General features: G+C 71.4%; 16 protein-coding genes. 7 read left to right on the top strand and 9 right to left on the bottom strand.

The window, feature by feature from the left end; translation table 11 throughout:
* Window positions 1-73: 73 nt before the first annotated feature.
* The gene (locus ACTMSW_RS08540; protein ID WP_441179969.1) at window positions 74-1,087 is read right to left on the bottom strand and encodes a family 16 glycoside hydrolase; all 1,014 of its coding nucleotides are present in this window, start codon (window positions 1,085-1,087) and stop codon (window positions 74-76) included.
* 370 nt (window positions 1,088-1,457) lie between these two features.
* Here ACTMSW_RS08540 and ACTMSW_RS08545 point away from each other — a divergent pair, with 370 nt between their 5' ends.
* Both ACTMSW_RS08545 and ACTMSW_RS08550 read left to right on the top strand, forming a co-directional pair.
* The gene (locus ACTMSW_RS08545; protein ID WP_441179970.1) at window positions 1,458-2,156 is read left to right on the top strand and encodes a cellulose binding domain-containing protein; all 699 of its coding nucleotides are present in this window, start codon (window positions 1,458-1,460) and stop codon (window positions 2,154-2,156) included.
* A gap of 72 nt (window positions 2,157-2,228) precedes the next feature.
* Complete coding sequence (locus ACTMSW_RS08550) at window positions 2,229-2,426, top strand: hypothetical protein (RefSeq protein ID WP_441179971.1); 198 nt, start codon at window positions 2,229-2,231, stop codon at window positions 2,424-2,426.
* 27 nt (window positions 2,427-2,453) lie between these two features.
* On the opposite strand, the gene ACTMSW_RS08555 is transcribed toward ACTMSW_RS08550, so the two are convergent.
* Window positions 2,454-4,394, bottom strand: coding sequence for a copper resistance protein CopC (locus tag ACTMSW_RS08555; RefSeq protein ID WP_441179972.1), 1,941 nt, complete (start codon window positions 4,392-4,394; stop codon window positions 2,454-2,456).
* Window positions 4,395-4,577: 183 nt separating this feature from the next.
* Here ACTMSW_RS08555 and ACTMSW_RS08560 point away from each other — a divergent pair, with 183 nt between their 5' ends.
* Window positions 4,578-4,985 (top strand): GntR family transcriptional regulator, encoded by a 408-nt coding sequence (locus ACTMSW_RS08560; RefSeq protein WP_441179973.1) that lies wholly within the window; start codon window positions 4,578-4,580, stop codon window positions 4,983-4,985.
* On the opposite strand, the gene ACTMSW_RS08565 is transcribed toward ACTMSW_RS08560, so the two are convergent.
* Window positions 4,951-5,670: a phosphotransferase enzyme family protein gene (locus ACTMSW_RS08565; protein WP_441179974.1), complete on the bottom strand. Its 720-nt coding sequence runs from the start codon at window positions 5,668-5,670 to the stop codon at window positions 4,951-4,953. The two genes, ACTMSW_RS08560 and ACTMSW_RS08565, sit on opposite strands and share 35 nt — an antisense overlap.
* Window positions 5,671-5,873: 203 nt before the next feature.
* Here ACTMSW_RS08565 and ACTMSW_RS08570 point away from each other — a divergent pair, with 203 nt between their 5' ends.
* The gene (locus tag ACTMSW_RS08570; protein WP_441179975.1) at window positions 5,874-6,305 is read left to right on the top strand and encodes a RidA family protein; all 432 of its coding nucleotides are present in this window, start codon (window positions 5,874-5,876) and stop codon (window positions 6,303-6,305) included.
* A gap of 10 nt (window positions 6,306-6,315) precedes the next feature.
* Here ACTMSW_RS08570 and ACTMSW_RS08575 read toward each other — a convergent pair whose 3' ends face one another.
* Window positions 6,316-7,719 (bottom strand): cellulase family glycosylhydrolase, encoded by a 1,404-nt coding sequence (locus ACTMSW_RS08575; protein ID WP_441179976.1) that lies wholly within the window; start codon window positions 7,717-7,719, stop codon window positions 6,316-6,318.
* Between the two features lie 261 nt (window positions 7,720-7,980).
* Between ACTMSW_RS08575 and ACTMSW_RS08580 the strand changes: the two genes are divergently transcribed.
* Window positions 7,981-9,627 (top strand): glycoside hydrolase family 27 protein, encoded by a 1,647-nt coding sequence (locus ACTMSW_RS08580; protein WP_441179977.1) that lies wholly within the window; start codon window positions 7,981-7,983, stop codon window positions 9,625-9,627.
* Window positions 9,628-9,701: 74 nt separating this feature from the next.
* On the opposite strand, the gene ACTMSW_RS08585 is transcribed toward ACTMSW_RS08580, so the two are convergent.
* The 5 genes from ACTMSW_RS08585 to ACTMSW_RS08605 form a co-directional block, all read right to left on the bottom strand.
* Entirely contained in the window at window positions 9,702-10,712 is a 1,011-nt protein-coding gene (locus ACTMSW_RS08585; protein ID WP_441179978.1) for a LacI family DNA-binding transcriptional regulator, read from the bottom strand.
* Between the two features lie 31 nt (window positions 10,713-10,743).
* Window positions 10,744-11,769 (bottom strand): ABC transporter permease, encoded by a 1,026-nt coding sequence (locus tag ACTMSW_RS08590; RefSeq protein ID WP_441179979.1) that lies wholly within the window; start codon window positions 11,767-11,769, stop codon window positions 10,744-10,746.
* Window positions 11,766-12,737 (bottom strand): ABC transporter permease, encoded by a 972-nt coding sequence (locus tag ACTMSW_RS08595; protein ID WP_441179980.1) that lies wholly within the window; start codon window positions 12,735-12,737, stop codon window positions 11,766-11,768. Before ACTMSW_RS08595 ends, ACTMSW_RS08590 begins: the two co-directional genes overlap by 4 nt.
* Window positions 12,727-14,265: a sugar ABC transporter ATP-binding protein gene (locus tag ACTMSW_RS08600; RefSeq protein WP_441179981.1), complete on the bottom strand. Its 1,539-nt coding sequence runs from the start codon at window positions 14,263-14,265 to the stop codon at window positions 12,727-12,729. The genes ACTMSW_RS08595 and ACTMSW_RS08600 overlap by 11 nt, the downstream gene beginning before the upstream one ends.
* A 72-nt stretch (window positions 14,266-14,337) precedes the next feature.
* The gene (locus ACTMSW_RS08605; protein ID WP_441179982.1) at window positions 14,338-15,414 is read right to left on the bottom strand and encodes an ABC transporter substrate-binding protein; all 1,077 of its coding nucleotides are present in this window, start codon (window positions 15,412-15,414) and stop codon (window positions 14,338-14,340) included.
* Window positions 15,415-15,711: 297 nt separating this feature from the next.
* On the opposite strand from ACTMSW_RS08605, the gene ACTMSW_RS08610 reads away from it, so the two are divergent.
* Window positions 15,712-18,057 (top strand): AbfB domain-containing protein, encoded by a 2,346-nt coding sequence (locus ACTMSW_RS08610; RefSeq protein WP_441179983.1) that lies wholly within the window; start codon window positions 15,712-15,714, stop codon window positions 18,055-18,057.
* A gap of 146 nt (window positions 18,058-18,203) precedes the next feature.
* Complete coding sequence (locus ACTMSW_RS08615) at window positions 18,204-18,980, top strand: alpha/beta fold hydrolase (RefSeq protein WP_441179984.1); 777 nt, start codon at window positions 18,204-18,206, stop codon at window positions 18,978-18,980.
* Window positions 18,981-19,072: the final 92 nt, after the last annotated feature.

A 19,072-nucleotide genomic window follows, 5' to 3' on the forward strand; every position in this document is an offset into this window, starting at 1 on the left:
GTGGGGCAGATGCGCCGGTGCCGGGTCCGCGGGAACGGTGGCTCCGCTGGCCGGGTCGCCGTCGAGCAGAGCGTCACCAGACCTGCAACTCCCAGAGCGAGTAGCCCCAGCCGGTCCCCCGTTGCGTGCCGTAGATCCGCAGGTGCCGTCCCGTCACCCCGGACAGCGTCAGCTCGTCGACGCCGCCGTCTCCGGCGGTGGTCGACCACACCGTGGTCCACGACGTGCCGTCGTTGGAGGTCTCGACCCGGTAGGCGCGGGCGTAGGCCACCTCCCAGCGCAGCCGCACGCGGGCCAGCGATCGCACCGCGCCGAGGTCGACGCTGATCCACTGTGGGTCGGCGTACGCGCTGCCCCACCGCGTCGCCGGGTCGCCGTCCACGGCGTGCGCCCCCACCAGCACGTTGCCCTGCTCGACGCTGGAGACCGCCACCGGCCGGCCGTAGGCGAGGCCCTCCTCCTTGATCCGGATGTTGCGGTAGGAGATGTCCAGCCCGGCACCGTCGTTCTGCACGCCCACGTGACCGCTGGCCACGTCACGGGAGCTGACGTAGTCGTTGACCAGGACGCCGTTGAGCAGGACCTTGATGCGGGTGCCCTGCACGCGGATCTCGTAGGAGTTCCACTGCCCGGGCGGGTTGAGCACCGCGTCCCGGGCCGCGACGTCCGGGGCCTGGAAGCTGTAGACCGCGCCCGTGGTCCGGGCGGTGGACGAGTCGGAGGCGTCGATCTGGATCTCGTGGCCCTGGCTGACCGGCTTCCACGGATCCCCCTGCGGGTCGGGGAAACCGATGAAGACACCGCCGTTGTCGTCGCCGGGCATCATCCAGTCCAGCTTGAGCGAGTAGTCGCGGAACTGCCGTTCCGGGAACCAGAGCAGCCCCATGCCGCCGTACGACTTCAGGGAGCCGTCGGGTTCGAGGCTGAAGCCTCCCGGGCCCGCCTGCCGCCAGCGGTCCAGGCTCGCCCGGGTCCCGTCGAACAGTGCGGTGTACCCGGTCTCGACGGCGGCGACCGCCGGCGGGGTGAAGGCGGGGAACACGACCGCCAGCAGAACGGCGGTCATGGTGGCGACAAGTCGGCGCATCGGCGCGGCCCTTTCCACGATGGGGATCGGATGCGCGCCGCCGCACCTTGATGCGATGAAGTCTTTCGATGTCCGGCCGCACTGTCAACCCGGAGCCGCCGGCCGATCCGGGCGAACGGCGCGCCGCGAGACGCGTTTCCGCTGTTCGATGACGGGCGCCGATCCTCGACCTGTGTCACCATCCAGTGTCGGTGGCTGAGGCCGCCGCGGGAGCTGGACCTGCCCCTGGATACCGTCGGGGTACTGCTCGGGCCTCGCCCGCCGTGACCCGGCGGTGACGACCGCAGCCTCGTGTCCGGGTAAGGACCTGAAGGGAAGGAAGGCAGTGCCGGCTACACCTCCCCAGCCACGGCGTACCGTGGCGGTCATCGTGCTGGACGGGATCGTGGCCATCGCCCGGACCGTACGGCGTGCGCTCCCCGGCCGGGGGCGCGGCTCGTGGGCCACCTGGCTGGCCCTGATCGCCGCGACCGGGGTGCTCGTCGCGGCGGCCTTCTTCGTCATCGGGACGCTGCGTACGTCGGAGGGGCGGGCACCGGTGACCCTGGCCACGCCGACACCCGTCGACGAGGTGGGCACTCCGTCGGTCGGCGCCTCTCGCGGACAGGCACGACCGGCGGCCACCGCCCCGACGACGATCGCACCCGCGCCAGCCGCGCCGGCCACCACGCCCTCGCCCACCACCGAGCCGTCGGCCTTCGCGCCGTCGACCGTCGCGCCGTCACCGGCCGCTCCCCCGCCTGCCCTGAGCGCCGACCTCGCCATCGGGGAGAGGACGCTGCTCAGCTACGGCGCCGCCGTGACGATCAGCAATCCCGGACAACTGCCGGTGTCCCGGTGGACGCTGGTCATCACCCTGCCGAGGGAGTCGCTGAGCGTCAGTTCGGTCGACGGCGCGCAGGCCAGTCGGGATGGCGCGGTCTGGACGTTCGTGCCGGACGGGACCGCCGGGCCGGTGCCCGGCGGCGGATCGGTCCGGGTGACGTTCCGCGTCAACGGGGCGGCGGTCGGCTCGGATCCCACGGCGTGCAGCATCGACGGCACCGCCTGCACCGGCCCGGCGGACTGACCCGCCCGCCCACTCGGGGGGCAGGGTCTCGAACGCGGCGTCGCGCGGACGCGGCGCACGTACCGTCGCAAGGTGGACGTGCTGCTGCGCGGCGGGCCGGGCGACGGACAGGTGCTGTCCGGCGGCGGGGAGACCGTGCTGTGGAGGGCCTGCCTGTACGAGATCACGGCCGACTACGACCGCCGGCACGGCCGCGACCTGCGCATCTACCGGCACCGCCCCGACTGCTGCGAGCCGTACGGCCGAGGTGCCGAAGACCGCTGCGAATGACCCGCCCCGCCCTCGCCACCCCGGCGTTCAGCCCACGTCGATCGTGTACGCGGCGGTGTGCACCGTGCCGTCGACCTGGAAGTCGAGGAAGGCCCGGTACCGGCCGGCGCTCGGCGCGGTCAACCAGAACGTGATTGCCCCGTCCACCAGGTCCGGCTCCGGGTGCACGTGCACGTAACCGAGGTCGCCCTCCCGGATCACCACCAGGTGCCCGTACGCGCCCAGGTACCGCTGCACGGGCACCGGGCCCGCCGTACCGTCGCGCCCGACACCGAAAGCCATCGGCACGGTCACCCCCGCCGTGGGGGTGCCCGTCATCGCGACCGTGAACGGCCCGGCCTCCGCCTGTGGTTGCGCCGCGGGCAGTTCGACCGGGGCGTACGCGCCCGGCACGTGGTGGTCCACACCGAGAACCAGCGGCAGCGGTGTGGCGTCGCCGGCGGCGACGGAGAAGTCGGCGTAGATCCGGTAGGTGCCGGCCCGGGCCAGTCGCAGCGGGACGCTCCAGGTGCCGTCCGCTGCCATCGTCGGATGCAGATGCTGGTAGCCGCCCAGGTCGCGACCCACCACCACGAGGTGCAACGGCTTGTCGTGCACGACCATGAACCGCGTCACCGGCTGCCCGTCGGTCCCGACGATCCGGAACCGGTAGTCCACGCTCGCGCCCACCGGCTGGGACCGCCGCAGCGGCTGCAACGTGTACCCGACGGCACTGACCGTCGTCCCGGCCGCAGGCTGACCCGCACCGCCGTCGCCCGGGTGCGTGTGCGCCCCGGCACCCTTGGTGTGCTGATGCCCGTCTCCCGCCGAGACCGTCGGCTCCGTGGCACCCGCCTCGCCGACGGCGGCCGGGCCCGCCTGCGCGGCGGCCGTCCGCTCCCCGCTACCGGTCCGCCCCAGCCCGAACCCGGTCACCAGGGACAGCACCAGAGCACCGACGAGCAGCGCGAGACGCGGGGTGCCCGGCACGGCTCCGAACGGCGGAGCCGATCGGGACGACGGTGAGCTGTCGACGGGTACGGCCGGCCGGCCCCCCTCGGCTGCCGGGCCCGCCGAGGGGGACCGGCCGGCCGTGGATCCGGTGGAGACACGCGCGACGACGGCACCGGCACCCCGCTTCGCCGCCGGCATCACGGCCTTCCGTCCACGGTCGCCGGTGGTCGAGGAGCGGGCATCCCGCCGCCGAGGTGCCGCCGTCGGCAGCCGGAGGCGGCCGGACGGCCGGTCCGCCGGAAGACGCCGGCTCCGCCACACCCCCAGTCCCACCACCAACGCGACCAGACCCACCGCCGCGCCGGCCCAGGCCAGGAGGCCGGAACCACCGTCGTCACCGTCGGCCGGGCCGGCGCCGGTCACCGGAGACGCCGCCGGCACCGGAGGCGCGGCCGACGTCGTCTGGGCCGACGGCCCGTGTCCGGCGGTCTCCTGCTGGGCGACGGCCGCCACGAGAGCGGGGTCCGGCGGGTTGGTCGGCGGGCTCCACCCGGCCGGCGCCGCCGTGACGCGACCCGCGTAGCGGAAGCTCATGGTGCCCTGGACCGGCTCGCCGTCCGAGGCCACCGACAGGTAGCTCACCGAGTACTGGCCGACCGCAGGCAGGTGCGTCATCGTCACCACCGCGGGGAAACCCGTGGCGTACTCGCGCGGCTCGAACACGCCGTCGACCAGGACGTACTCGCGGACCGGCTTGGCCAACGGCTTCGGCTGCCCGTAACTCCAGCCGCTGTCCACCCGTCCCCCGCCGGGAGCGGTGATCGTGAAGTACGCGTTGAAGGGGACCTTCTCGGTGAAGTAGAGCTCCACGGCGGTCAACGGCTCGGACACCGTGGTCCCGGAGGCGGGTGCGGACATCGCCAGGGTCCCGTGGGCCGCGGCCGGTTGTGCGGGCAGCAGGGCCACGATCGTGACGAGCACCACCGCCAGCAGGCTCGAGAGCGGCCGCGACGGCGGCGGGCTGAGACGACGCATCAGACCATGGTCACGATCGAAGCCACTTCAGTCGATACGTCTTCAGCTTTTTGTTCTGATGGCAGAAGTTCGGGCCACGCGGACCAAACCTTCTGATGCCCAGCGTCCTTGACAGAGCTCCCGGCCACCATGATGCTGTCTGTTAGTCATACTGTCGTAGGACAACAGGAAGGATCGTCTCGGGTGATCGAGTTCGTGCTGGACAGTCGGTCCAAGGTGAACACCTACATGCAGCTCGTGCAGCAGGTGAAGCAGGCGCTGCGGGTGGGGCTGCTGGCGCCGGGCGATCAGTTGCCGAAGGTTCGGGACGTCGCGCAGTCGCTGGCGATCAATCCGAACACGGTGTTGAAGGCGTACCGCGAACTGGAGATCGAGGGTCTGGTCGGCGGCCGACCGGGGGTGGGCACGTTCGTCCAGCGCACCCTGGCCGGCGCGTCCCTGCCCAACCAGGCCGAGCTGCGCGAGGCCCTGGTGGCCTGGCTGCATCGGGCGCAGGACGCCGGTCTCACGGCCGAGGACGTCGTCGCCCTGGTGGAGACCACCATGCGGGCCACCCTCACCGACGACGCCGGGCAGAAGGAACGCGCATGAGGGATAGGAGAGGACAGAGCATGGACGTGGTCGTGGAGGCCGACCGGTTGGGCAAGCGGTACGGGAAGAACTGGGCACTACGGGACTGTTCACTGCACCTGCCGGCGGGACGGATCGCCGCGCTGGTGGGGCCGAACGGAGCGTCGACGAACGCCCGCAACCGCGCCGCGGGCTCCCCCACCGGACGGTCCGCCCGCAGACCGGCCATGCTCTGCGCGGCATAGGCGAGGTCCCACAGCCGCGAGCCCGGTGCCGCCGCGTCCCAGTCGATCAACACCCAGCCTCGCCCTGACCGGACCAGGTTCCAGGGGGCCACGTCGTTGTGGCAGATCATCTCCTCCCGGTCGGGAGGAATGAGACGGTTCCACACCGCACCGGGCGGCGGCACGAACCCCGCCAGCGCGGTGTGCAGGTCCGCCAGCATCCGACCGATCGAGAACAGCTCCGTCATTGAGTACGTGCCAGATTCCGCACCCACCTCGCCGGGCACGTACTCCACGACCTGCCGGCCCTGCTCATCGCGTCCCAACGGCCGGGGGACCCCGGCGAACCCCACCGCCCACAGGTACTCCAGCACGGCGTCCACCGAACCGGTCCAGGGACCGACCGGACGACGAACGGTGTCGCCGACACGTACCACCCCGGTCGTCGCGTTCCCCGTCAACGGCTCCTCGTCGCCAGTCACCCCCAGATCACGGCCCAGAGTCGGGTCATCGCTGTCGTACGGGTGGCGGGGTGACGAGTTCGATGACGACGAGGCCGACCCACGCCCCGCATCGCCAAGTCGCGATCACGAACACGGACAGTCATGACACGAATACGCTGAGCTGTGCATGCAGTCCCTACGACTGGACGCCCTCACCGCGGGCGTCGAGGACGGAGAACGACATGGCCGACGACGTTCGCGCGGGAGAGGTCGACGAACTGACGTTCATCAACCCACCGGGGCTCTACGATCCTCGGCCGAACGCCTACTCGCATCTCGCGGTGTTCCCGGCCGGCTGGCGAATGATCCTCCCGGCCGGACAGGGCGGCGAGACCGAGGACGGCATCCTGGCGGAGGACTTCCCGACGCAGCTCAGACAAGCGCTGACGAACACGGAAACCGTGCTCGCAGCCGCCGGCGCCAGGATGTCGGACGTGGCGAAGTTCAACCTCCTCGTCGTCGACCACAACGCGGAGAAGTTCGGGGTGGTCAAACAGGAGTTCGATCGCGTGTGGGGCGACCGGAAGCCGGCCTGGACTCTGATTCCCGTGCCCGCTCTGGCGCTGGACGGGATGCTGATCGAGATCGACGTCATCGCCGTGGTGCCGCGGTGAGGCGGCGACGTCAGAAGTCGTCGGCCGTACGCAAGCGGTCACGTACCCAGGTGCCGGCCGGCTTGAGCCGGCCCGTACCGCTGAACTCCCCGCTGCCACAGGTCCCGCCGGTGAAGACCGCGCCGGTGCGGACGTCGTCGGAGTAGTTCCAGTTCACCCAACTGATCTTCCTGGCCGCCATGAGGTCGAGGTAGCGCTGGGCCATCGTGAAGTTGTTCGGACCGTCGCCGGACGCCTCCTGGGTCCCGAACTCGGTCACGAAGATCGGGAGCCGGTCCGCCGCGCGGGCCAACGTGTCGTGGTACAGGTCGCCGTGCGAGGCGGCGTAGAAGTGGAAGACGTACAGGAGATTGCTCCCGGCAACCGGGTTCGCGGCGATGGTGTCGACGCCCCCGCCGGTGCCGGAGACGCCGAGCGACGACCAGTCCGGGGTCCCGACGAGCACCACGGCTTCCGGGTCGCGCTGGCGGATGACGGGGATGACCTGGTCGGCATAGCTCTTGACGGCACTCCAGCTGACACCGTTCGGCTCGTTGGCGATCTCGTAGAGGATGTTCGTCTTGTCCCGGTGGCGGTCGGCGATCTCGGCGAAGAAGGTACGGGCCCGGGACAGGTTGTGGTTCGGGTCCCCGGGCGTGAGCATGTGCCAGTCGACGATCGCGTAGAGCCCGCGGGCCGTGGCCAGCTCGATGTACTGGTGGACCAGGTCGGTGAAGCGGCGCGGGTCGGTCTCGTAGCCGCCCTCCTGGATGTACATCGAGAGCCGCAGGACGTCCGCCCGCCACTCCTGCGCGAGGACGTCGAGGGAGGCGGGGGTCACGCAGTTGGCGTACCACTGGAGGCCGTGCGTGCTCATGCCCCGCAGTTGGATCGGCTTGCCGTTCCGGTTGCACAGTTGGCGCCCGCAGACCTGCAGCTGTCCGTTCGCCGCCACCGGCGTGCTGGCCGGAGGTGCGGTGGTCGGAGGTGCGGTGGTCGGTGGAGGCGGGGGTGGGCTCGTCGGCGGCGGAGCCGTGGCGCCACAGGGCTGGCCGTTGAGCCGACACCCGCTGGGACTGCCGGTCCCGTTGCCGAGGAAGCCGAACGTCACCGAGGCGCCGGGGGCGACCGTGCCGTTCCAGGACCGGTTGGTGAAGCTGTAGCGCTGCCCGTCGCGGGTCATCAGCGCATCCCAGTACGAGCCCACGCTGGTACCCGCCGGCAGGTCGAACTCGACGCGCCATGAGGTGAGGGTGCTGCCGCCTGCGTTGGTGACGGTGTACCGGCCCTCCCACCCGGATCCCCAGTCGGAGGTCTTGACGAAGGTCGCGGTCGGTGCGGCCGCCGCGGCAGCGGTGGTCGTGACGGCCAGCGGCACCGCCGTCATGACCGCGACGGCGCCGGCCAGGATGAGTTTCCTACCGCTCAGCTTCATGGGTCCTCCGATGGGAGACGTCGCCCGAACGGCGCGTCCGCGTGCCGACGCGGGGATGGTGGCCCCGCGTAGGAATCGAACTATAAAGATACTTAAATGTTAAGGCAACGGCCGGCCGATGCCCCGCCGGCCGGGGTCGCCCGGTCGACCGATGAGCATTGTTGACTGCCAATGTGCGCTTCTGATAGAACATGTTCATCCGTGTGGCAGAACTCCCCGGTCGGCGTCCGAGGTGCTGCCCCTCTCCCGTAGGAGATGGCAATGCATCGACCCCGCTGGCGGCGCGTGCTCGCGTCCACGCTGACCCTCCTGACCACCGCGGCGCTCGCCGTCGCCCTGCCCGCCACGCCCGCCACGGCGGCGCCCGGCAGCCCCGCCCAGACCCCGCCCATGGGCTGGAACTCCTGGAACACCTTCGGCTGCGACATCGACGAGGGCCTGATCCGCGGCATGGCCGACGCCATCGTCTCGTCCGGCATGCGCGACGCCGGCTACTCGTACGTGGTGATCGACGACTGCTGGTTCGACCCGCAGCGCGACGCGCAGGGCAACCTCCGCGCTAACCCCGACCGTTTCCCCAGCGGGATGAAGGCGATGGGTGACTACCTGCACGGCAAGGGCCTGAAGTTCGGCATCTACCAGGTGCCCACCGCCCGGACCTGCGCCCAGCGCGGCGGCGGCTACCCCGGCTCCACGGGCAGCCTCGGGCACGAGCGGCAGGACGCCGCCACGTTCGCGTCGTGGGGCGTCGACTACCTGAAGTACGACTGGTGTTCCCCGGAGGGCAGCCGCGACGAACAGGTGGCCGCCTTCACCCTGATGCGGGACGCGCTGCGGGCCACCGGGCGCGACATCGTCTACAGCATCAACCCCAACAGCTACCACGCGGTGACCGGCACCACCTACAACTGGGGTACGGTCGCCGACCTGTGGCGCACGACGGAGGACATCAAGCCGTACTGGGACACCGGGAACGTCAACTCGTACCCGATGGGCGTCGTCAACATCGTCGACGAGACGCTGCCGCTGGCCAGCCAGGTCGGCCCCGGCCACTGGAACGACCCGGACATGCTCGAGGTCGGCGTCGGTGACCTGACTCCCACCGAGTACCGGTCACACTTCGCGCTCTGGGCGCTCATGGCCGCGCCACTGATGGCCGGCAACGACATCCGGTCGATGTCGGCCGACGTCAGCGCGGTCCTGCGCAACGCCGACCTGATCGCCGTCAACCAGGACCCGGCCGGCAACGGCGGCCGTCGGGTCCGCGACGACGGCGCCACGGAGGTGATCGCCAAGGCCCTGGCCGACGGCTCGGTCGCGGTGGCCCTGTTCAACCGGGGCGGTGCGACCGCCCGGATCACCACCACGACCACCGAGGTCGGCCTGCTCGGCGCCGGCCCGTTCACCGTCCGGAACCTGTGGACCGGCGCGACGTCGTCGAGCACCGGCACGCTCGCCGCCGACGTGCCCGCGCACGGCGTGGCGGTCTTCCGGGTCAGCGGTGGCACCCCGGCCACCCTGACCACCTCGACCATCGTCGGGGCCGGCTCGGCACGCTGCCTCGACGTCAACGGCGCCGCGCGGACCAACGGCACCGCCACGATCATCTACGACTGCCAGCGCTCGGCCAACCAGCTCTGGACCAGCACGCCCGCCGGGGAGCTGCGGGTCTACGGCGACAAGTGCCTCGACGCGTACGACCAGGGTGTCAGCCCGGGCACGGCGGTCATCATCTGGCCGTGCAACGGGCAGCGCAACCAGCGGTGGACCTGGCGGGCCGACGGCACGGTGGTCGGTGAACAGTCCGGGCTCTGCCTCGACGTCGCCGGCGCGGCGACGACCAACACCGCCCGGGTGCTGCTCTGGACCTGCCACGGTGCCGCCAACCAGCGGTGGTCGCGCGGCTGATCCGCACCGGGGGCGTCCCGCTCGCCGTGGTGGCGGCGAGCGGGACGCCCCGTCGGCGCGCGCCGCGGGCATCGTCACGGCTCGCCGGTCGTGCTGCCCCGGGCGACGAGGTGGAAGGGCAGGTCGAGGTCGGCCGGCGGAGCCAGGGGTTGACCTCCGATCAGGGCGACGAGCCGCCGCACGGCGAGCCGCCCGATGTGCTCCTTGTCGGGGGACACGCTGGTCAGGCCGGGCTGGCTGAACTGCCCCTCCTCGATGTCGTCGATGCCGACGACGGCGATGTCCTCCGGGAGGCGGAGGCCGGCCTCCCGGACCGCCCGCATCGCCCCGATCGCGACCAGGTCGTTGTAGCCGAACACCGCGTCCGGCGGCTCGTCGAGGGCCAGCAGCTGCCGCATGGCGGTCAGCCCGTCGCGGCGGCCGAACTGGTCGGTCGGGGCCACGAGCTGCGGCTGCACCACGAGCCCCGCCGCGGCCAGCGCCTCGCGGTAGCCGCGCAGGCGCAGGTGCGCCGACTGCCGGTCCTGGCCGTCGCCGGATCCGATGAACGCGATGCGACGGCGGCCCAGGTCGAGCAGGTGGCGCACCGCCGTACGGGCGGCGGCGACGTTGTCGATGGCGATGTGGTCGTGCGGTACGTCGTAGACGCCCTCACCGATCAGCACCAGCGGGGTCGTGTCGGTGCGGGCCAGGACGTCGTCGCGGGTGACCCGGACCGGACTGAGGATCAACCCGTCGATGATGTGGCGACGCGATCCCAGCAGCATGAGTTCGGTCTCGCGGTCCGCCGCGGTGCTCTCCATCACCAGCGTGTACCCGAGACCGGCGGCCTCCCGGATCGCGGCGTCGGCCAGTTCGGCGAAGTACGGGTTGTTCAGCTCCGGGATGGCGAGCGCGATGAGACCGGTGCGACCTCGACGCAGGTGACGGGCGCTGAGGTTCGGGGTGTAGCCGAGTTCGTCGATGGCCTGCTGCACGCGTCGCCGGGTCTGCTCGCCGACCGGGCGGTAGCCGTTCACCACGTTGGAGACGGTGGCCAGGGACACGCCGGCGCGGCTGGCGATGTCCTTCAGACTGACGCCCACATCGCACCCTCCCGGAGGCCGTCGATCTCCGTCACCGTAGTCGCCGTGCCCGGCTGAGGTAGGTCTGCGTGACCACCACGACCGCCAGGAACGCCCCGCTGACCACGGACTGTACGGACGAGGTGAGGTTCCCAATCTGGTTGATGACGTTCTGGATGACCCCCAGCAGGAGCACGCCGCAGTACGTGCCGCCGATACTGCCGGCGCCTCCGGTCAGCAGGGTGCCGCCGATGACGACCGCGGCGATGGCGTCCAACTCCATGCCGACACCGAGGATGGTGACCCCGGAGCCCAGCCGGGCCGCGTTCAGCACTCCGGCGAGGCCGGCGAGGAGACCGCTGATCAGGTACGTGGCGACCTTCACGCGCGCAACCGGCAGGCCCATCAGGGCGGCGGCCTCCTCGTTGCCGCCGATGGCGAACACCGCCTGCCCGTAGCGGCTCCGCTGCAACAGCAGGACGCCACCCACGCCGAGCAGCACGGCCACGTAGACCGGCCAGCCGAGCCCGAACAGGGTTCCCCGCCCGAGGTCCAGCAGGACCGAACCGGCGGGCACGAGATAGGTCGCCGCACCCTCGTCCGTCACGGCCAGCAGCAGACCCCGGGCGCCGAGCAGGCTGGCCAGGGTGACGATGAACGGGGCCAGCCCGGCGTACGCGATGACCAGCCCGTTCAGCAGGCCGATCCCGCCGCACACGACCAGTGGCAGGAGCACGGCCGGCAGTACTCCCCACTGGCTGGCCCAGGCGGCGAGCACACCGCCCAGGGCGAACACGGAGCCGACCGACAGGTCGATGCCGCCGGTGACGATGACGAAGGTCATCCCGACCGCGACGATCATCAGCGTGGACGACTGGATCGCGATGCCGGCGAGGTTGTCGGCGGTGGCGAACGGTGGAAAGGTCATGGCCGCGACGGCGCTGCCGAGCAGCAGGACGGCCAGCGCACCGTGCCGCTGCGCCGCCACGGCGAAGCGTTCCCTACCGGCGACGCGCGACACGGGCAGCTGCGGCGTGTCGCCCGCCGCCGCGACGTGGGCGGTGGTGTCGGCGCTCATCGCGACCTCCGTTCACGGGCCAGGTACACGGCAACCAGGATGATGACGGCCTGCGCCATCTGCGCCGTGGAGTCGGGCACGTCGTGCTTGATCAGGGTGGCGCGCAGCAACTGGATGAGCAGCGCTCCCGCGACGGTGCCGAGCACCCGGACCCGGCCGCCGGTGAGCGGGGTGCCACCGACCACGACCGCCGTGATCGCGGAGAGTTCGATCAGGTTCCCGATGGCCGAGGGGTCGCTCGCGGTGAGCCGGGCCGTGGCCAGCACACCGGCCAGCGCGGCGAACAACCCGCTGAGGACGTACGTCACGACCAGGACCCGACGGACCGGCAGGCCGGCCAGTTGGGCCGCGGGGCGGTTGCCGCCGATCGCGACGAGCTGCCGGCCGTAGGTGGTGCGGTGCACGGCGAAGCCCACGAGGCCGGCGAGCACCACGGCGACGGCGACGACCACCGGCACGCCGAGCACGTCGCCGGTGCCCCACCCGAGCACCTGCGGGTTGTTGATCTGTTTGAGCTGGCCGTCGGCGAGCACCAGGGCGATCCCCCGCCCGGCGACCAGGAGGGCCAGGGTGGCGACGATCGGTTGCAGACCGACGACGGCCACCAACGTTCCGTTGACCGCGCCCGCCGCCACGCCGGCCAGCAGCGCCATCGCGACCGCCGGCCACGCTCCGAATCCCAGGTAGAGCGGGAGAACGGCGGCGGCGAGGGCCATCACCGACCCCACCGACAGGTCCACTCCCTCGGTGCCGATCACCAGGGCCATGCCGAGGGCGACGATCACGACCGGCGCCACCTGGACCAGTTGGGTACGCAGGTTCGCCAGGTCGAGGAAGTTGTCGGTGAACAGGGCGTTGAAGACCAGGAGCGCGAGCACCGCCGCGTACACCCCGTAGTGCTGGAGGTGACGGGTGAGTGCGGCACGGTCGGGACCGGCCGGGGTGAGGGTCGCGGGCTCAACGGTCATCGACGGGTCCCTCCCCCGTGGCGAGGGCGGACATGATGGCGTGCTCGGACACGTCGTCGCCCGCCAGCTCCCCGACCACCGCGCCGGCCCGGAGCACGACGACCCGTTCGGCCCCTTCGACGAGTTCCTCCAGGTCGGACGAGATCAGCACCACGCCCAGGCCGTCGCGGGCCAGTTCCCCGATCAGCTCCTGCACCTCCGCCTTGGCGCCGACGTCGATGCCGCGGGTCGGCTCGTCGAGCAGGAGCAGCTTCGGGTTCAGGCACAGCCAGCGGGCCAGCAGCAGCTTCTGCTGGTTGCCCCCGGAGAGGTCACCGGCCCGTTGCTCCGGGCTGGAGGCGCGGATCCGTAGGCGCGTCATGAAGGTCTCGACCAGGCGGTCCTGCTGCTTGCGGGTCACGATCCCGGCGCGGGCCAGCCGGGGCATGGCGGCCAGCACGATGTTCTCCCGGACCGAGAGGTCGGGGACGATGCCCTCCGCCTTGCGGTCCTCGGGAAGCAGGGCGACTCCGGCGCGGATGGCCCGGCGGGGCGTGGGACGGCGCAGGCGACGCCCGGCGACGGTGATCTCACCGCCGTCGAGCGGGAGCGCCCCGACGATCGCCTTGGCGGTCTCCGACCGACCCGAGCCGAGGAGGCCGCCCAGCCCGGTGACCTCGCCCGGGCGCACCGTGAAGGAGACGTCGCGCAGGACGTGCCGCTTGCGGAGGCGATCGACGGTGAGCACCGGCGGGGCGTCCCGCAGAGGATGCGCTGCCTTGAACCGGGTGAGACCCTCCTGCCGCACCTCGGCCAGGTCCCGGCCGAGCATGGTCGAGACGAGGCGGAGCCGGTCCAGGTCGGCCAACGGCCCGGTGTGCACGACCCGACCGTCGCGCAACACGGTCACCCGGTCGCAGAGCTGGTAGAGCTCGTCGAGGCGGTGACTGACGTAGACGACCGCGACACCGTCGGCGTTGAGCTGACGAACCAGCCGGAACAGCGTCTCCACCTCGCGCGGCTCCAGGGACGAGGTCGGCTCGTCCATGATCAGCACCCGCGCGTCGACCGCGACGGCACGGGCGAGCGCGACCATCTGCTGGGCGCCGAGGCTCAGCGAGCGCAGCGGTCGGGTCACGTCGACGTCGACGCCGTACCGGCGGAGCGTCTGTGCCGCCTCGCGGTTCATCCGCCGCACGTCGACCAGCCCGAAGCGCCGGGGCTCCCGCCCGAGGAAGAGGTTCCGGGCGACGCTCAGCAGAGGTATGAGGTTCACCTCCTGGTAGATGGTGGAGATGCCGGCGCGCTGGGCGTCGAGCGGGCGGCGGAACGTGACGGGCCGGCCCTGGTAGCGGACCTCACCGGCGTCCGCACGGTGTACACCGGTGAGCACCTTGATCAGGGTGGACTTGCCCGCGCCGTTCTCACCGACGAGGGCGTGGACCTCGCCCGGTGCCACCGTGAAGGTCACCGCCTCCAGGGCGCGTACGCCCGGGAAGCGTTTGGACAGGTCGCGCACCTCGAGCACGGGCTCGGCGCTGTCGGTCATGGTGCTGCCCCCTCGGCTGGGACGACGGAGGGCCGCCCGGTCCGGCCTGATCGGACCGGACCGGGCGGAACGTCAGTAGGCACTGGCCAGGGACTCCCGGGCGTTGCCCGAGTCGTACTCGCGGTCGCTGATGATGACGTTCTCCCCGATGGGGGTGCCGGCGTAGAAGTCCTGCGCGGTCTTGAACGCCAGCGGGCCGAACCGCGGGTTGGATTCGATGACGGCGTTGATGGTGCCGTCCACGATGGCCTGGACGGCGTTGCGTGTGCCGTCGATGGAGACGATCTTGACGTCCTTGCCGGGGTTCTTGCCGGCCGAGCGCAGGGCGGTGACGGCGCCGAGGGCCATCTCGTCGTTCTCGGCATAGACCGCGGTGATGTCGGGGTTGCTCGAGATGAGCTGCTCCATCACGGCCTGGCCCTTGTCGCGGGCGAACTCGCCGGTCTGCTGCGCGACGATCTGGAGCCCGGGCGCCTTCGCCTTGACCTGGTCCACGAAGCCGTTGGTGCGGTCGGTGGTGACGTTGTTGCCGGAGGAACCGAGGAGGATGGCGACCTTCCCCGACCCGCCGGTGACCTTGATCATCGCGTCGGCCGCCCGCTTGCCCTGCTCGACGAAGTTCGAACCGAGGAAGGCCAGGTAGTCGCGGCACGGCTGCGCGTTGATCTTCCGGTCGATGGTCAGGACCGGCACCTTCTTCGCCGCGGCCGCCTGCAACGCCGGCTCGAGGCCGTCGCTGTTGAGCGGGGCGACGATCAGGAACTGCGCGCCCTGGGCGAGCATGTCCTGGATGTCGCTGATCTGCTTGGACAGTTGAGACTGGGCGTTGGTGACCAGCAGCTTCTTGACGCCGATCTTCGCAGCCTCGTCACGGATCGACTGCGTCTCGGCGATCCGGAAGGGGTTGGCCTCCTTCTCCGACTGGGAGAAGCCGACGACGGCGTTAGTGAGATCGAGCTTCTCGGCCCCGTACTGCTGCAGGGTGCAGCCCGCACCGCCCGGGGTGCTGCTGGCGACGACCTGCTGGCCCGCAGTGCCCTGCGGGGCGGGGGTCCCCTCGCTCTCGCTCTTCGTGCAGCCGGCGAGCAGGGCGGCGCCGGCCACCAGGACGGCGGTCGCGCTCGCCAGACGGCGGATCCTCATGGTCATTCCGGTGCTCCTCGTGCGCGGTGGTGGCAGGTGAGCCGGCGTCGACACGGCGCGTCGGCGCGGGAGGTCCACCCGGGGACGGGACGCGGTCTCGCCGACGACCGCGACCGGAGACATTGACGAAGGGGCATTGACGTGTTGCCCGCGGGACGCCTATAACGTTATACACGCAACGACGAATGTCAATAAGATCACTCGAGCACCATCAATGTTGATCGATCCGACATCCGTCCTGCCGCCCGGGCACCGTCCACCGTCCGCCGCCGCCGCACCGGCCCCCTCTGAGACGGAACCGCCATGAGACAGCCCGTCCGTACCCGCCTGTCCGCCCTCGCCGCCGCGGTCATCGCCGCCGGCCTCCTGGTCCCGGCGCCGGCCGCCGAGGCCGCGCCCGCCAAGCCACCACCGCTGACCACGCCGTGGACCAGCCAGGCCCTCGCCGGCACTCCCCTGCCCGAGTACCCGCGGCCACAGATGACCCGGCCCGACTGGCTCAACCTCAACGGCGAGTGGCAGCTACGCCAGTCGACCACCGACGACGCACCCTCGTTCGGCGTCACCCTCCCGGAGCGGGTCAACGTTCCATTCCCGGTCGAGTCCGCGCTGTCCGGGATCGGCCGGTCGGCCGGCGACGACCGCCACTACCTGTTCTACCGGCGGACCTTCACCGTCCCGGCCGGGTGGAACGGTCGGCGGGTGCAGCTCCACTTCGGAGCGGTCGACTGGCAGGCCACGGTCTGGGTCAACGGCACCCGGGTCGGTGCGCACACCGGCGGCTACGACGCCTTCACCTTCGACGTCACCCCGTACCTGAACGGCGGCAGCAACGAACTGCTGGTCAAGGTGTGGGACCCCAGCGACAGTCGACAGGCCGGCAGCCTGCCGCCCATCGGCAAGCAGACCAAGACCCCCGGCGGGATCTTCTACACCCCCACCTCCGGCATCTGGCAGACCGTCTGGCTGGAGCCCACCCCCACCACCTCGATCAGCAGCGTCGACCTCTACCCGAACCTCGCCACCAACAGCCTGCGGATCCGGGTCTTCACCCGCGGCGACACCACCGGGCACAGCGTCCTCGCCCAGGCTCTCGACGGCGGCACCGTCGTCGGCTCCGCCACCGGCGGGTTCGCCGAGTTCTCCGTCCCCGTGCCCAACGCCCGCCGGTGGTCACCGGACGACCCGTTCCTCTACAACCTGCGGGTCACACTCCGCAACGCCGCCGGGACGCAGGTCGACCAGACCGTGCACTACTTCGGCATGCGCGAGATCAGCACCGGCCTGGTCAACGGGGTGCTCCGTCCCAAGCTCAACGGCCAGTTCGTCTTCCAGGTGGGAACCCTCGACCAGGGGTACTGGCCCGACGGTCTCTACACGGCACCCACCGACACCGCCCTCGCCTTCGACCTGCAGAAGCACAAGGACCTGGGCTTCAACATGGTCCGCAAGCACATCAAGGTCGAGCCCCAACGCTGGTTCTACCACGCCGACCGCCTCGGCCTGCTCGTCTGGCAGGACGTGCCGTCGCTGACCGCCCAGGACATCAACCCGACCGACGCCCAGCAGGCACAGCTCGAAGCCGAAGCCCGGGAGATCGTCGACGAGCACCGCAGCTCACCGGCGGTGGTCGCCTACACGGTCTACAACGAGGGCTGGGGCGAGCGCGCCCTGGCCGACACCCGGCGGGTGGGCCAGAACGTCAAGAACCAGGACCCGACCCGGCTGGTCAACACCCACAGCGGCCACAACTGCTGCCAGTCCCTGGGCGACCCGGGCAACGGTGACATCAACGACTGGCACGTCTACGTCGGTCCGGACTCCCCCGCGCCGTCGAGCACCCGCATCGCGGTGCTGGGTGAGTTCGGCGGCCTGGGACTGCGCTCACCCGGCCACGAGTACAGCCCCAACGGCAACTTCCTGGCGTACGAGTGGCAGCCCAACTCCACCGCCCTCACCGACCGGTACGTGGGACTGGTCGAGGGCAGTCGGAACCTGATGATCGGCAAGGGCCTCAGCGCGTCGGTGTACACCGAGATCACCGACGTGGAGGGCGAACTGAACGGCTTCCTCACCTACGACCGCCAGGTCGTCAAGATGGACCAGGCCCGGGTCCGGGCGGCCAACCAGGCCCTGATCCAGGCGTCGAAGGCCCTCAACAACTCCGCGCCGGTCACGCTGCCGGTCGACACCCGCGTGTCGCTGCGGGTCACCACGCCCGGCCACACCGACCGGTACCTGCGGCACCGGGACAGCCTCGCGTACACGGAGGTCGTGACGGCGGGGAGTCCCGCCCTGCTCAGGAACGACGCCACCTACACCGTGCGGCGCGGTCTCGCCGACGCCGGTTGCTACTCCTTCGAGTCGGTCAACGTCCCCGGCCAGTACCTCCGCCACGCGTTCTCCCGGGTACGCATCTCACCCGACGACGGCTCGGCGCTGCTGCGCGCCGACGCCACCTGGTGCGCCCGGACCGGGCTGACCGGTACGGGAGTGGCACTGGAGTCGTACAACTTCCGCGGCTCGTACCTGCGCCACTACGACTCGGAGGTGTGGCTCAGCAACGGTGCCGGCGGCGCCGCGTACAACACTCCGAACCTCTGGGCGACCGACAGCACCTGGGCCGTCGCCGCCCCGTGGGCTCCGTGACCCACGCCAGACTTCTGAGTGCCGGTGGGCCCCTCGGCCCACCGGCACTCGTCTCGCCGGCACGTTCGACGCGGCCCCCGCCGGGTAGAGCCCTTGCCGTTGGTCGCCAGACCGAGCTACCTGGGCAGGGAGGTGCCGGACGGCGGATGCGTGACGCGACGGTGGGCCCGGACGGGGCCCGGATGCGGTGGGTGGAGGTGCCCGGAGACGAGCCGGTCCGGGTGTACCTGCACGGTCTGGGGGCCATGGCCGCGCCGTACTTCGTCCCGACAGCCACCCATCCCGCTCTGGCCGGGCACCGGTCGCTCTTCGTCGACCTGCTCGGCCACGGGCTCAGCGATCGACCACCGGACTTCGGTTACACGCTGGAGGAGCACGCCGCCACCCTCGCCACCGCGCTGGACTCCGCCGCGGTCCGGGCGGCGGACGTGGTGGCACACAGCATGGGTGGGGCGGTGGCGATCGTGCTGGCCCACCGCCGGCCCGACCTCGTCGGCCGGCTGGTGCTGGTGGAGGCCAACCTGGAGCCGAGCCCGGCCCCGAAGGTGGGCGGCAGCGGCATCGACACGTACACCGAGGCCGAGTTCCTGGCCGGCGGTCTCGGCGAGACCCTCGACCAGGTCGGACCGCTCTGGGCCGCCACCATGCGCCTCGCCGACCCGGTCGGCCTGCACCGCAGCGCGGTGCACCTGGTCGCGGCGACCCGACCCACCATGCGCCACATGCTGGTGCGCCTCGCGATCCCGCGAACGTTCATCCAGGGCGGGCAGGGCTCGCCGGTACGGGACCCGGACGGACTCGCCGCCGCCGGGGTGCGGGTGGTGACCGTGCCGGCCGCCGGGCACGACGTCATGCTCGACAACCCGGAGGAGTTCGCCCGGCTGACGGCCGCCGGCCTGACCGACCGGGTCGAGTCCCGCTGACGCCGGCCGGGCAGGACGCGACCCGCCCCGCCTCCGGACGGGCGACGGGGCGTGCCGCTGGTGTCTCGTCAGGTCACGCGTCGCCGGCGGCG

Source organism: Micromonospora sp. BQ11 (assembly GCF_052068135.1).
In the GTDB taxonomy this organism is placed as follows: Bacteria; Actinomycetota; Actinomycetes; order Mycobacteriales; family Micromonosporaceae; genus Micromonospora.

Bases quoted from the DNA above. Each gene is read 5' to 3' on its own strand.
- ACTMSW_RS08540 (WP_441179969.1), bottom strand. From the start codon at position 1,087: ATGCGCCGACTTGTCGCCACCATGACCGCCGTTCTGCTGGCGGTCGTG.
- ACTMSW_RS08555 (WP_441179972.1), bottom strand. From the start codon at position 4,394: ATGCGTCGTCTCAGCCCGCCGCCGTCGCGGCCGCTCTCGAGCCTGCTG.
- ACTMSW_RS08570 (WP_441179975.1), top strand. From the start codon at position 5,874: ATGGCCGACGACGTTCGCGCGGGAGAGGTCGACGAACTGACGTTCATC.
- ACTMSW_RS08575 (WP_441179976.1), bottom strand. From the start codon at position 7,719: ATGAAGCTGAGCGGTAGGAAACTCATCCTGGCCGGCGCCGTCGCGGTC.
- ACTMSW_RS08580 (WP_441179977.1), top strand. From the start codon at position 7,981: ATGCATCGACCCCGCTGGCGGCGCGTGCTCGCGTCCACGCTGACCCTC.
- ACTMSW_RS08590 (WP_441179979.1), bottom strand. From the start codon at position 11,769: ATGAGCGCCGACACCACCGCCCACGTCGCGGCGGCGGGCGACACGCCG.
- ACTMSW_RS08595 (WP_441179980.1), bottom strand. From the start codon at position 12,737: ATGACCGTTGAGCCCGCGACCCTCACCCCGGCCGGTCCCGACCGTGCC.
- ACTMSW_RS08600 (WP_441179981.1), bottom strand. From the start codon at position 14,265: ATGACCGACAGCGCCGAGCCCGTGCTCGAGGTGCGCGACCTGTCCAAA.
- ACTMSW_RS08605 (WP_441179982.1), bottom strand. From the start codon at position 15,414: ATGACCATGAGGATCCGCCGTCTGGCGAGCGCGACCGCCGTCCTGGTG.
- ACTMSW_RS08610 (WP_441179983.1), top strand. From the start codon at position 15,712: ATGAGACAGCCCGTCCGTACCCGCCTGTCCGCCCTCGCCGCCGCGGTC.
- ACTMSW_RS08615 (WP_441179984.1), top strand. From the start codon at position 18,204: ATGCGTGACGCGACGGTGGGCCCGGACGGGGCCCGGATGCGGTGGGTG.